Below are 13,122 nucleotides of genomic sequence, written 5' to 3' on the forward strand. Positions count from 1 at the left end.
TCCCAGCTGAGCTATAGCCCCACAATGTCGCTTTGAACCGAACCACCGGCTGGGTGCCTGGCGTTTCGTTTTCGTTCATCGCTGTGGACGGGGCGCATATTAAGATCGGATTGCACAGCTGTCAAACAAATTTTCGAAAAATTTCAAAAGTTTTTTCACAGATAACAATCACTTACCGCCCTGCCCCTGCTATTCGCGGTGCGCATGCCCCTTGTAGGAGCGGCCTTGCGTCGCGAAAGGGGCGCAAGGCGCCCCCCGGCGGTGGTGCGAACTTATCGATAGTGGGGCCGCTTAGCACCCCTTTCGCGACGCAAAGCCGGTCCCACACACGATCAGCGGCGCTGGATCAGGCGATGTTCGCCAGCAGCTTTTCCCATTCCTTGTTTTCTTTCTTCGACACGCCACCGAGCAGGTCCAGGGCCTGGCGCAGGCGGTAGCGGGTCAGGTCCGGGCCGAGGATTTCCATGGCATCGAGCACCGACACCGAGCTGGCCTGGCCAGTGATGGCGGCGAACATCAGCGGCATGGCATCACGCAGCTTGAGCTCCAGCGACTCGACCACAGCCTGGATGCAGGCGGTGATGCGGTCTTTTTCCCACTGACGCAGGCTTTCCAGCTTCCACAGGATCAGCTGCATCACCTGGCGCACCTGGTCGGCCGACAGCTTCTTGCTCTCGAACAGCTTAGCGTCGAGTTTCAACGCACCTTCGAAGAAGAAACCACCCAGCGGGGCGATCTGGCTGAAGGTTTCGACCCGGCCTTGCACGTGCGGGGCGATCTTCATCATGTAGTCGCTGTTGAAGGCCCACTTCTGCACCCGTGCGGCAAACTCCTGCACCGGCAGCTCACGCAGCCACTGGCCGTTCAGCCACGACAGCTTCTCGATGTCGAAGATCGGGCCGCCCAGGGAAATGCGCGACAGGTCGAAGTGCTCGACCATTTCGGCCAGGGAGAACTTCTCGCGCTCGTCCGGCATCGACCAGCCCATGCGGCCGAGGTAGTTGAGCATGGCCTCGGGCATGAAGCCCATGCGCTCGTAGAAGGTCACCGAAGTCGGGTTCTTGCGCTTGGACAGCTTGCTCTTGTCCGGGTTGCGCAGCAGCGGCATGTAGCACAGCTTGGGCTGCTCCCAGCCGAAGTACTCGTACAGCTTGATCAGCTTGGGCGCCGACGGCAGCCATTCTTCGCCGCGCAGCACGTGGGTGATGCCCATCAGGTGGTCGTCGACCACGTTGGCCAGGAAGTACGTCGGCAGGCCGTCGTTCTTCATCAGCACCTGCATGTCCATGCGGTCCCACGGGATTTCGACGTCGCCGCGCAGCATGTCCGGGACCACGCAGATGCCTTCGCTCGGCACCTTCATGCGGATCACGTGGGGCTCGCCCGCGGCCAGGCGGCGTTGTACTTCCTCGTCGCTGAGCAGCAGGGCGCGGCCGTCGTAGCGCGGCGTCTCGCCACGGGCCATCTGCTCGGCGCGCATCTGCTCCAGCTCATCGGCGGTGCAGAAGCAATAGAAGGCGTGGCCGGCATCGACCAGCTGCTTGGCGTACTTGGCGTAGATCTCGCCGCGCTCGCTCTGCCGGTAAGGGCCGTGCGGGCCACCGACATCCGGGCCTTCGTTCCATTCGATGCCCAGCCAGCGCAGGGCGTCGAAGATCTGCTGCTCCGACTCGCGGGTGGAGCGCAGCTGGTCGGTGTCTTCGATCCGCAGGATGAACTCACCGCCGTGCTGCTTGGCGAAGCAGTAGTTGAACAGGGCGATGTAGGCGGTGCCGACATGGGGGTCGCCAGTGGGCGATGGCGCGATACGCGTGCGAACGGTGGTCATGGAGAGTCTCGAACGAAAGATGAAACAAAGGCGGGATGTTAGCAGGGAGCAGGCATCGGGCTCCAGCAATGGCGCTAACGACACTTGTGGACAGACCGTCTGTCGCTGTTAAATTTGTTTACATTTCTGGAACGATAGTCCCCATGCCTGCTCAACTCAAACGCCGCCTGCTGATCTTCTTCAGCCTGGTGGCCATCATCGCCCTCGCCTTCCTCGCCCACTGGTACTTCAAGGGCCGCTTCTTCGAAAGCACCGACAATGCCTACGTGCAGGGCGAGATCACGCGCGTGTCCAGCCAGCTCGGCGCTCGCATCGACGAGGTGCGGGTAGACGACAACCAGCACGTGAACAAGGGCGACCTGCTGGTGCGCCTGGAAGTCGCCGACTTCCAACTGGCCGTGGACCGTGCCCGCGCTGCCCTGGCCACACGCGAGGCGGAATATGCCCAGGCACAAAGCCGCCTGACCCAACAAGGCAGCCTGATCGCCGCCGGCCAGGCCCAGGTATCGGCCAACCAGGCGACCTTCGACCGCTCGCGCCTGGACCTGAGCCGCGCCGAAAAACTGCGCAAGCCTGGGTTCGTCTCGGAGGCGCAGGTCACCACCCTGTCGGCAGATGCCCACGTGGCCGGCTCCCAGGTCGATAAGGCCCGCGCCGACCTGCAAGGCCAACGCCAGCAGGTCAGCGCACTGAACGCCGACCTCAAGCGCCTCGACGCGCAGATCGCCAATGCCCGTGCCGACCTGGCCCAGGCCGAGCTGAACCTGACCCGCTGCGAGATCCGCGCGCCCCTGAGCGGCACCATCGGCCAGCGCAATGCGCGCAATGGCCAGGTGGTGCAGGCCGGCGCCTACCTGCTGTCGATCGTGCCCGACGAAGCCATCTGGGTGCAGGCCAACTTCAAGGAAACCCAGATCGGCCACATGCAGCCTGGCCAGCGCGCCGAACTGTTGTTCGACAGCTACCCCGATACCCCGATCGAGGGCCGCGTCGACAGCCTGTTCGCCGCCTCCGGCGCGCAGTTCAGCCTGCTGCCGCCGGACAATGCCACCGGCAACTTCACCAAGGTGGTGCAGCGCATCCCGGTGAAGCTGACCTTCGCCGCCGACAACCCGCTGCACGGGCGCATCCGCCCCGGCATGTCGGTAACCGCCACCGTCGACCTGCGCTCCGCGGACGAAGGCCACGATGGCCGGTGACACGCTGGCGCGGCCGACCGCCGAACCCAGCCGGCGCGACTGGATCGCGGTGATGAGCGTGATGCTCGGCGCCTTCATGGCGGTGCTGGACATCCAGATCACCAACTCCTCGCTCAAGGACATCCAGGGCGCACTGTCGGCGACCCTGGAGGAAGGCTCGTGGATCTCCACCTCCTACCTGGTGGCGGAAATCATCATGATTCCGCTGACCGCCTGGCTGGTGCAGCTGCTGTCCGCACGGCGCCTGGCGGTGTGGGTGTCGGCCGGGTTCCTGTTCGCCTCCCTGCTCTGCTCGATGGCCTGGAACCTGGAAAGCATGATCGTGTTCCGCGCGCTGCAGGGTTTTACCGGCGGCGCGCTGATTCCGCTGGCCTTCACCCTGACCCTGATCAAGCTGCCCGAGCACCACCGTGCCAAGGGCATGGCCATGTTCGCCATGACCGCCACCTTCGCCCCCTCCATCGGCCCGACCCTGGGTGGTTGGCTGACCGAGAACTGGGGCTGGGAGTACATCTTCTACATCAACATCCCGCCTGGGCTGGTGATGATCGCCGGCCTGATGTACGGGCTGGAGAAGAAGGAAGCGCATTGGGAGCTACTCAAAAGCACCGACTACGCCGGCATCCTCACCCTGGGCCTGGGCCTGGGTTGCCTGCAGGTGTTTCTCGAGGAAGGCCACCGCAAGGACTGGCTGGAGTCGAACCTGATCGTCGCCCTGGGCACCGTCGCCCTGATCAGCCTGATCACCTTTGTGATCCTGCAGTTTTCCAAGCCGCACCCGCTGATCAATTTGCGCATCCTCGGCAACCGCAACTTCGGCCTGTCGAGCATCGCCAGTTTGGGCATGGGCGTGGGGTTGTACGGGTCGATCTACCTGCTGCCGCTGTACCTGGCGCAGATCCAGGGCTACAACGCCCTGCAGATCGGCGAGGTGATCATGTGGATGGGCGTGCCGCAGCTGTTTCTGATTCCGCTGGTGCCGCAACTGATGAAGGTGATCTCGCCCAAATGGCTGTGCGCAGCAGGCTTCTGCCTGTTCGGCGCCGCCAGCTTCGGCTCCGGCGTGCTCAACCCGGATTTTGCCGGGCCGCAGTTCAACCACATCCAGATCATCCGCGCCCTGGGCCAGCCGATGATCATGGTGACCATCTCGTTGATCGCCACGGCGTATATCCAGCAGCAGGATGCAGGGTCGGCTTCGAGCCTGTTCAACATCCTGCGCAACCTGGGGGGCGCCATCGGCATTGCCCTGCTGGCGACGTTGCTGGATGCGCGGACCAAGGTGTATTTCGACTACCTGCGTGAAGCGGTGGTGCCGAGCAACCCGCAGGTGGCCGAGCGGCTGGCGCAATTGACCGAGCGGCTGGGCAACGAGGGGGCGGCGCTGGGCAAGTTGAGCGAGATTACCCACCAGCAGGCGCTGATCATGGCCTACAACGATGCCTTCCATTTTGTCGGGATCGGGTTGGCGGTGAGCATGGTGGCGGTGTTGTTGACGCGCAAGTTGCCAGAGGGGTTGAAGGCTGGCGAGGCTCACTAGAACCGTACTGGCCCTATCGCCGGCAAGCCGGCTCCCACAGGTACAGCACAGCAATTTGAAACTGTGCGGACTTTGTGGGAGCCGGCTTGCCGGCGATAGGGCCCGTAAGGTCAGCTGCTAATCAACCGCTCCCGCAGCTGGGTGATCTCATCGCGCAACTGCGCCGCCGCTTCGAACTCCAGGTCACGGGCAAACTGCATCATCTTCTCTTCGAGCTGCTTGATGCGCTTGGTGATCTCACCCGGCGTACGCAATTCGGCCTCGTAGCGGGCAGCCTCCTCGGCCGCCTTGGCCATGCCCTTGCGCTTCTTGCTGCGCGCCCCCGGCACGGTGGCGCCCTCCATGATGTCGGTGATGTCCTTGACCACGCCCTTGGGCACGATGCCGTTGGCCTCGTTGAAGGCCACCTGCCTCTCGCGCCGCCGCTCGGTCTCGTCGATGGCCCGCTGCATCGACCCGGTGATGTTGTCGGCGTAGAGAATCGCCCGGCCATTGAGGTTGCGCGCGGCGCGGCCGATGGTCTGGATCAGCGAGCGCTCGGAGCGCAGGAAGCCTTCCTTGTCGGCATCGAGGATCGCCACCAGCGACACCTCGGGCATGTCCAGGCCCTCGCGCAGCAGGTTGATGCCCACCAGCACGTCGAAGGTACCCAGGCGCAGGTCGCGGATGATCTCGACCCGCTCCACCGTGTCGATGTCCGAGTGCAGGTAGCGCACCCGCACATCGTGGTCGGCGAGGTAGTCGCTGAGGTCTTCGGCCATGCGCTTGGTCAGCGTGGTGGCCAGCACCCGCTCGCCGAGGTCGACGCGCTTGCGAATCTCCGACAGCAGGTCGTCGACCTGGGTCAGCGCCGGGCGCACCTCGACCTGCGGGTCGACCAGGCCGGTGGGGCGCACCACCTGCTCGACCACTCGCCCGGCGTGCTCGGCCTCATACGGCCCCGGGGTTGCCGAGACGAAGATGGTCTGCGGGCTCACCGCCTCCCATTCGTCGAAGCGCATGGGCCGGTTGTCCAGCGCCGAGGGCAGGCGGAAGCCGTACTCCACCAGGGTTTCCTTGCGCGAGCGGTCGCCTTTGTACATGGCGCCCACCTGCGGCACGCTGACGTGGGATTCGTCGATCACCAGCAATGCATCCGCCGGCAGGTAATCGTACAACGTCGGTGGCGGCGCGCCGGCCGGGCGGCCGGACAGGTAGCGCGAGTAGTTCTCGATGCCGTTGCAGTAGCCCAGCTCGAGGATCATCTCCAGGTCGAAGCGGGTACGCTGCTCCAGGCGCTGGGCTTCCACCAGCTTGTTGGCCTTGTGCAGGTACTCCAGGCGGTCCTTGAGCTCTTCCTTGATGCCCTCCACCGCCTCCAGCAGGGTTTCGCGCGGGGTGACGTAGTGGCTCTTGGGGTAGAAGGTGAAGCGCGGCAGCTTGCGAAACACCTCGCCGGTCAGCGGGTCGAAGGCGGCGATGTTCTCCACCTCGTCATCGAACAGCTCGATGCGGATGGCTTCGAGGTCCGATTCGGCCGGGAAGATGTCGACCACATCGCCGCGCACACGGAAGGTGGCGCGGGCAAAGTCCATTTCGTTGCGGGTGTACTGCAGGTCGGCCAGGCGGCGCAGCAGCGCGCGCTGGTCGAGCTTGTCGCCGCGGTCGACGTGCAGGACCATCTTCAGGTAGGTCTCGGGGCTGCCCAGGCCGTAGATGCACGACACCGTGGTGACGATGATCGCATCGCGCCGCTCCAGCAGCGCCTTGGTCGCCGACAGGCGCATCTGCTCGATGTGGTCGTTGATCGAGGCGTCCTTCTCGATGAAGGTGTCCGACGACGGCACGTAGGCTTCGGGCTGGTAGTAGTCGTAATAGGAAACGAAGTACTCCACCGCGTTGTTCGGGAAAAACGCCTTGAACTCGCCATACAGCTGCGCCGCCAGGGTCTTGTTCGGCGCCAGCACCAGGGTTGGGCGCTGCACCTGCTGGATGACGTTGGCGATGCTGAAGGTCTTGCCCGAGCCGGTCACCCCGAGCAGGGTCTGGTGCGACAGGCCGGCATCGATGCCTTCGACCATCTGGCGGATGGCCTCGGGCTGATCACCTGCCGGCTGGAAACGGGTGACGAGCTGGAACTCGGACATGACGGACCTCGCGACGCTGCAGCAACTGTAAATTTAGCCAGTAGTCTATACCCAAATGCGCCCGCCCGGGGCCGGATTCAAGGCCCGCCTGCGAGCGCCTACTGCGATGGACCTGGCAATTCGACCAATGGTCGAAAAATATTTGCGCAAATCCGCTGAAAAGCCGCGACACAGTGTCGCCGTGACCGATCGGTATCACTATACTGACTCCCCGTTTGTGCACCGCTTCAGTGCATTCGGCTGGAGCGTGTACGTCCTATCACTCTCCAATCAGAGCCAAGGTAACAATGAGCCTGTTTTCCGCTGTAGAGCTGGCACCCCGCGACCCTATTCTGGGCCTCAACGAAGCATTCAACGCCGACCCGCGCACCGACAAGGTGAACCTGGGCGTGGGCGTCTACTGCAATGAGGAAGGCCGCATTCCGCTGCTGCGCGCCGTGATCGAAGCCGAAACCCAGCGTGCCGCCCAGCACGCCTCGCGCGGCTACCTGCCGATCGACGGTATCGCCAGCTACGACCAGGCTGTACAGAAACTCATCTTCGGCGCCGAATCGCCACTGCTGGCCGCTGGCCGCGTGGTCACCGTGCAGGCCGTTGGCGGTACCGGTGCTCTGAAAATTGGCGCCGACTTCCTCAAGCGCCTGTCGCCCAATGCCGTGGTGGCCATCAGCGACCCAAGCTGGGAAAACCACCGCGCGCTGTTCGAGACCGCCGGCTTCCCGGTGCAGAACTACCGCTACTACGACGCGCCGAGCAATGACGTCAACCGTGCCGGCATGCTCGAAGACCTGAACAACCTGCCGTCCGGCTCGATCGTCGTGCTGCACGCCTGCTGCCACAACCCGACCGGCGTCGACCTGGGCCTGGACGACTGGAAAAACGTCCTGGAAGTGGTCAAGGCCAAAGGCCACGTGCCGTTCCTCGACATGGCCTACCAGGGCTTTGGCGCCGGCATCGCCGAAGACGCCTTCGCCGTGCGCCTGTTCGCCGAATCGGGCCTGGAATTCTTCGTTTCCAGCTCGTTCTCCAAATCGTTCTCGCTGTATGGCGAGCGCGTTGGCGCCCTGTCGATCGTCACCGCCTCCAAGGACGAAAGCACCCGCGTGCTGTCCCAGGTCAAGCGCGTGATCCGCACCACCTACTCCAACCCGCCGACCCATGGCGCCACCATCGTCGCCACCGTGCTCAACAGCGACGAACTGCGCAACATGTGGGAAGCCGAGCTGTCGGAGATGCGCCAGCGCATCCACGGCATGCGCCAGCAAATGGTCCAGCTGCTGGCCGAGTACGGTGCCAAGCGCGACTTCAGCTTCGTCGGCCGCCAGGCTGGCATGTTCTCCTACTCGGGCCTGACCGTGGAGCAAGTGGCTCGCCTGAAGAACGAGTTCGGCATCTATGCGCTGGACACCGGCCGCATCGCCGTTGCCGCACTGAACCAGAGCAACATCCACGTGGTCACCAAGGCCATCGTCGAAGTGCTGTAACTGCTTGATTCGTATCTGAATTGCCGAGTGGAAGCTTGACTTCCCCTCGGCAATCATTAAGATACGCGCAGATTCCGCGATAGCTCAGTCGGTAGAGCAAATGACTGTTAATCATTGGGTCCCTGGTTCGAGTCCAGGTCGCGGAGCCAAACACTGAAAAGCCCCCGGGTGCGCAAGCACCGGGGGCTTTTTCGTTGTGGCCGTTTATTTTGCCAGCGGTTCGGTCACAGGCTTGCCCTCGTCGACCAGGCTCCAGACCAGCAACTTGGCCGGTTTCTTGTCACTGGCGTTGCGCGACACGCTGTGCACGGTGCCAGGCGCTTCGTACCAGAACTCGCCGGCCTTGTAGGTTTTCTCCGGCTCATCGTTGAGCTTCGACACCACTGCGCCTTCCAGCACATAAGCCATCACCGCACCGGGGTGCTGATGGGCGGGCGAGGCCTGGCCAGGTGCATAGCTGACGGTCAGCATCACGGCGTTCTTGCCGGGTGCGTTCGAAGGCTGCTTTTCCTGCAGGACCTTGACCTGATCGGTTGCCTCGCCATGCGCCCAGGCGGCAGGCTGGCCGGCGAGCAGGCCGGCACCGAGGAGCAAGGCAAAGGAAAGGTGGGCAGTTTTCATGGGGCGTCTCCTGATTGGCGATTGCCTGCAGGTTAGGCCCCTGGGGGTTGGCGGCAAACGGCCAATTCAGGGAAAAAGCAGGAGGCCGCTCAGCTGGCACGCCCGATCGGGTAGAACTGGCCATGGCTCCAGACCCCAAGCCACTCCTCGCCCTCGATCACCCGCGGCACCGCCAGCTCGACCAACTGATAGAACACATTGCGGTGGATCAACGCCTCAAGGTTGCTACGCATCAGCACATAGGGCGCCGGCTCCTGGGTAACCGGGTCGATTTCCACCCGCAGCGGGTGATCCGGCCCGGCTTCGGCTTCGTCCTCGACGTTGCTGGTAAAGCGCAGCACCTGCTGCTCGCCACTGCCCTGCACATCCAGGGCCACGGCAACGAATGGCGCATCGTCGACCCGAATGCCGACTTTCTCCACCGGCGTGATCAGGAAGTAGTCGTCGCCATCGCGGCGCATGATGGTGGAAAACAAGCGTACCATCGGCTTGCGCCCGATCGGCGTGCCCAGGTAGTACCAGGTGCCATCACGGGCGATGCGCATGTCGATGTCGCCGCAGAAATCCGGGTTCCACAGATGCACCGGCGGCAAGCCCTTGTGCTTGGGAATTTGCGCCAACAGGTCATTGGCCTTGCCGGTATCGCTCATCGCGTTTGCCTCACTCACTCATGCCCAGGAGGCTACGAGCGTACTCGCGCATCGGGGCGGCAAGCAAATCCCGGGGCGAGTTGTCGTGGAACGTCAACAAACCGCCACGGCTCTTGATGCGTGCGGTGTCGATCAGGTAGCGGGTGTTGGTTTCGATGAGCATCATCTGCACCACGCCGGTATCCCAGCCCAGGCGATCGACCGCCTGCTCGTCGTACCACTCATCGCCATTGCCGATGCGGTCGTCGGTACGCGCGAAGCGGGTGTACAGCACATAGTCGGCGCCCACCGAGCGCGCCTGGGCAATCGCCTCCTCCAGGCCCAACGGCCCCTGGGCGCGACGCACCAGCGGGAAGTACTCGACAAAGCTCTTGAACGCTTCCTCTGCCACCGCGTTCTGCTGCGGCAGCGGCCCTTTGCCCGGCGGCATGAACGCGCCCTGGCCGATGAAGATGAACGAATCGGGCTGCAGGCGGATCGACAGGCTGCGGCGCGTATCGCTGTGGTCCAGCAGGCCGGCATCGCTCATGTGGTAACGGACGCCCTCGCCCATATCGCTGACATTCATGCAGCCACCCAGCGCCAACAGCGCCAGCGGCAAGACCAGGCTACGCATCTTTCCTCCAATGGCCGGCGACGAAAAACCGGCGAATAGCCGGCGGATGCAGCTTTTGCGCCAGATCAACCGCCAATCACCTTCATCACCATCACATCACCGGAAAACGCCAGCGCCTGCTTGTCGGCCAGGGCCTTGACCAGCAGGCGCTGCAGCGCCGGCAAGGCTTCGTGGCGCGGCTTTTCCAGCAGGTCACCGACAAAGTGGCGATTGCTCGACGACAGGCAGCCGTGCAGCCAGCCGGTGGACGACAGGCGCAAGCGCGAACAGCTGCGGCAGAACGGCACGCTTTCGTTGGCAATCACGCCGAAGTGGCCCTTGCCGGGGATCTGGTAGCGCAGCGCAGTCGCGTCCACCGGCGCCTGGGCCTGCTGGTAGTCGTGCGCCTGGCCGATCACCGCCAGCAGATGGTCGAGGCCCACGAACTGCTGGAGGAACGCATTGTGGTCGCGGGCCAGGTGCCCCATGCGCATCAGCTCGATGAAGCGCAATTCATAACCGCGCTCGAGGCAGTAATCGAGCATCGGCAGCACCTGGTCCAGGTTCTGCCCGCGCATCGGCACCATGTTGACCTTGATCCGCATGCCCATGTCCTGCGCCTGGTCCATGCCGGCCAGCACGCTGGCCAGGTCGCCACCGCGGGCGATGCGGCGAAATGCCTGTGGGTCGAGGGTGTCGAGGGAGACGTTCAAGCGGCGGATGCCGGCGGCGTGCAGTTGCGGCAACTTGCGCGAAAGCAGCTGGCCGTTGGTGGTCAGGGAAATGTCTTCGAGGTCGAGCCTGGCAACAGCAGCCAGAAACGCGTCTAGCCTCGGGCTGACCAGAGGCTCGCCGCCGGTGATGCGCAAGCGCTCGATGCCGGCGGTTTCGATCAGGTAGGCCACGCCGCGCGCCAGGGCTTCGGCTGGCAGCTCGTCCTGGGGCGCCACCAGGCGCTTGCCGTCAGGCACGCAATAGCTGCAGGCATAGTTGCAGGCAGCCGTCAGGCTGACGCGCAGGTTGCGAAAACGCCTGCCTTGACGATCGACGATCATGGGTGACTCCGGCATGGATGAATCGGGGCCGGCAAAACCTGACTCAAAATTCAGGTTTTTGCAAGCCCCTGCTCCATGCCGCGTTCAACGCGAAGTGGCGGATGCCTTCAGTTGGCAGCTTCCGGGTCGCGCTTGCGCTTGTTACCCATGCGCACGCCGATGTCCATGAGGAACTGGAAGAAGCCTTCCTGATCTTCCAGCACATTGCTCCAGAACGGCGAGTGATACAGCGCCACGGCGCCGTGCACCAGTGCCCAGGCGGCGCAATAGTGGAAGTACGGCGGTACGTCTTCGAGCTTGCCTTCGCTGATGCGGCCCTTGATCAGCTGGGTCAGGCGATCGAAGTTGGAGGCGCGGATGCTGTGCAGCTCCTCGACCATCTCCGGCACCTGGTTGCCCTTGACCACCTTTTCTTCAAGCCGGTCGAACAGCCGGTAGCGCTGCGGGTCACGCATGCGGAACTCGAAGTAGGCGCGCGACAGCGCCTCCTTGTCACGGTCGACATCGGCCGAATGCAACAGCGCGTTCAGGTCGCGCTCGTAGTCGAGCATCAGGCGCAGGTAGATCTCCGCCTTGGACTTGAAGTGCTTGTAGATCGTGCCTTTGCCGATGCCCACGGCATCAGCGATCATCTCGACGGTGACGCTGTCTTCACCCTGTTCGAGAAACAGCTTGAGTGCAGTGTCGAGGATTTCCTGTTCGCGACGGCGAAACTCACGGACCTTACGAGGTTCTTTCTGCATAGGAAGGACTGGATGACAATCGAAGCGGTTTATTATGCCTAACTTGCGGCAAATTGCACGGATCTTCCAACCATGTCTATGTTTCACGATGAGTTCGAGCAAGCCCCGGGGCTGCGCTACCTGAACCACGCCGCCATCGCCCCCTGGCCGCGACGGGCCAGTGAGGCGGTGGCGCGCTTCGCCCGTGACAACGTCAGCCTGGGCGCCAGCGAGTACCCGGTTTGGCTGGCCACCGAACGGCGCCTGCGCGAGCGCCTGGCACGCTTGCTCAACGCCCCTTCGCGCGCTGACATCGCGCTGGTCAAGAACACCTCCGAAGCCCTCTCGCTGGTCGCGTTCGGGCTCGATTGGCAGCCAGGCGACCAGGTGGTGATCAGCGACGAGGAGTTCCCCTCCAACCGGGTGGTCTGGGAGGCCCTGGCCGATCGTGGGGTCGAAGTGCTGCAGGTGAGCCTTGCCGGGCCCGACCCGGAGGCCTCGCTGCTGGCTGCCTGCACCGCGCAGACGCGCTTGCTGGCAGTCAGCGCGGTGCAATTTGGCAGCGGCCTGCGCCTGGACCTGGCGCGCCTGGGCCTAGGCTGCCAGGCGCGCAATGTGCTGTTCTGCGTCGACGCCATCCAGCAGATCGGCGCCCTGCCCTTCGATGTCCAGCAGTATCAGTGCGATTTCGCCATGGCCGACGGCCACAAGTGGATGCTCGGCCCCGAGGGGCTGGGCGTGTTCTATTGCCGCGCCGCGATACGCCCACACCTCAAGCTGCACGCCTACGGCTGGCACATGGTGGAACAGCTGGGCGACTTCGAGCGCCGCCAGTGGCAGCCCGCGCGCAGCGCACGGCGCTTCGAATGCGGCAGCCCGAACATGCTCGGCGCCTGTGCGCTGGAGGCGAGCCTGTCGCTGCTCGAAGAGGTCGGCATGGACGAAGTGGCGCGGCAACTGCAACAGCGGGTGGAGCAGTTGCATCAGGGCCTGGCCAGCATTCCCGGCGTGCGCCTGCACAGCCCCGCCGCCGCGCAGAGGCGTGCAGGCATCGTCAGTTTCAGCATTCAAGGGCAAGACAGCGGGGATGTTTACCGGGCGTTGTCTAGCGAGCGCACGATCTGCGCATTACGCGGGCCTGGTGTGCGCTTTTCGCCGCATTTCTACACCAGGGAGCATCTGATCGACGAAGCTGTGCAGCAAGTGCGGCGACTGGCCATACGCTGAGGAAGGAACGGAGGGCGGGCGTATTCCAAATCTGTTTAAAAAACGACCAACAGGCACTGGCACTGCGCCAAACCT

General features: G+C 63.8%; 11 protein-coding genes and 1 tRNA gene. 5 read left to right on the forward strand and 7 right to left on the reverse strand.

Annotated features, from left to right (window positions below):
• Positions 1-346: 346 nt before the first annotated feature.
• The gene (gene gltX / locus B3E94_RS12865; protein WP_176512250.1) at positions 347-1,828 is read right to left on the reverse strand and encodes a glutamate--tRNA ligase; all 1,482 of its coding nucleotides are present in this window, start codon (positions 1,826-1,828) and stop codon (positions 347-349) included.
• Between the two features lie 143 nt (positions 1,829-1,971).
• Between gltX and B3E94_RS12870 the strand changes: the two genes are divergently transcribed.
• On the forward strand, positions 1,972-3,027 hold the full coding sequence (locus B3E94_RS12870; RefSeq protein ID WP_236235520.1) for an HlyD family secretion protein: 1,056 nt from the start codon (positions 1,972-1,974) through the stop codon (positions 3,025-3,027).
• Positions 3,028-3,076: 49 nt separating this feature from the next.
• The gene (locus B3E94_RS12875; RefSeq protein ID WP_236235610.1) at positions 3,077-4,567 is read left to right on the forward strand and encodes an MDR family MFS transporter; all 1,491 of its coding nucleotides are present in this window, start codon (positions 3,077-3,079) and stop codon (positions 4,565-4,567) included.
• 110 nt (positions 4,568-4,677) lie between these two features.
• Here the strand turns inward: B3E94_RS12875 and uvrB are convergent, their stop codons facing one another.
• Positions 4,678-6,693 carry an excinuclease ABC subunit UvrB gene (uvrB, locus tag B3E94_RS12880; protein WP_286913793.1) on the reverse strand — a complete coding sequence of 672 codons (2,016 nt, stop codon included), beginning with the start codon at positions 6,691-6,693 and terminating at the stop codon, positions 4,678-4,680.
• Positions 6,694-6,980: 287 nt separating this feature from the next.
• Between uvrB and B3E94_RS12885 the strand changes: the two genes are divergently transcribed.
• Together B3E94_RS12885 and B3E94_RS12890 are read left to right on the forward strand one after the other, a co-directional pair.
• Positions 6,981-8,177 (forward strand): amino acid aminotransferase, encoded by a 1,197-nt coding sequence (locus B3E94_RS12885; protein ID WP_176512247.1) that lies wholly within the window; start codon positions 6,981-6,983, stop codon positions 8,175-8,177.
• 73 nt (positions 8,178-8,250) lie between these two features.
• A tRNA-Asn gene (locus B3E94_RS12890) sits at positions 8,251-8,326 on the forward strand.
• A gap of 55 nt (positions 8,327-8,381) precedes the next feature.
• Here the strand turns inward: B3E94_RS12890 and B3E94_RS12895 are convergent.
• From B3E94_RS12895 to B3E94_RS12915, 5 genes are all read right to left on the reverse strand, one after another.
• Complete coding sequence (locus B3E94_RS12895; protein WP_286913794.1) at positions 8,382-8,798, reverse strand: cupin domain-containing protein; 417 nt, start codon at positions 8,796-8,798, stop codon at positions 8,382-8,384.
• A gap of 89 nt (positions 8,799-8,887) precedes the next feature.
• Positions 8,888-9,448, reverse strand: a complete 561-nt coding sequence (locus B3E94_RS12900; protein WP_286913795.1) for a DUF1285 domain-containing protein — start codon at positions 9,446-9,448, stop codon at positions 8,888-8,890.
• Positions 9,449-9,458: 10 nt separating this feature from the next.
• Positions 9,459-10,064 (reverse strand): DUF4823 domain-containing protein, encoded by a 606-nt coding sequence (locus B3E94_RS12905; protein WP_176512244.1) that lies wholly within the window; start codon positions 10,062-10,064, stop codon positions 9,459-9,461.
• Positions 10,065-10,129: 65 nt separating this feature from the next.
• Positions 10,130-11,098 carry a GTP 3',8-cyclase MoaA gene (locus B3E94_RS12910; protein ID WP_286913796.1) on the reverse strand — a complete coding sequence of 323 codons (969 nt, stop codon included), beginning with the start codon at positions 11,096-11,098 and terminating at the stop codon, positions 10,130-10,132.
• A gap of 107 nt (positions 11,099-11,205) precedes the next feature.
• Positions 11,206-11,841, reverse strand: a complete 636-nt coding sequence (locus tag B3E94_RS12915) for a TetR/AcrR family transcriptional regulator (protein WP_085675550.1) — start codon at positions 11,839-11,841, stop codon at positions 11,206-11,208.
• A 72-nt stretch (positions 11,842-11,913) separates the two neighbouring features.
• Here B3E94_RS12915 and B3E94_RS12920 point away from each other — a divergent pair, with 72 nt between their 5' ends.
• A complete protein-coding gene (locus tag B3E94_RS12920; protein WP_286913798.1) occupies positions 11,914-13,047 on the forward strand; it encodes an aminotransferase class V-fold PLP-dependent enzyme in 1,134 nt (377 codons plus the stop codon).
• Positions 13,048-13,122 lie beyond the last annotated feature (75 nt).

The sequence above is a fragment of the Pseudomonas sp. UBA6315 genome (assembly GCF_002438125.1).
In the GTDB taxonomy this organism is placed as follows: domain Bacteria; phylum Pseudomonadota; class Gammaproteobacteria; order Pseudomonadales; family Pseudomonadaceae; genus Aquipseudomonas; species Aquipseudomonas faucium.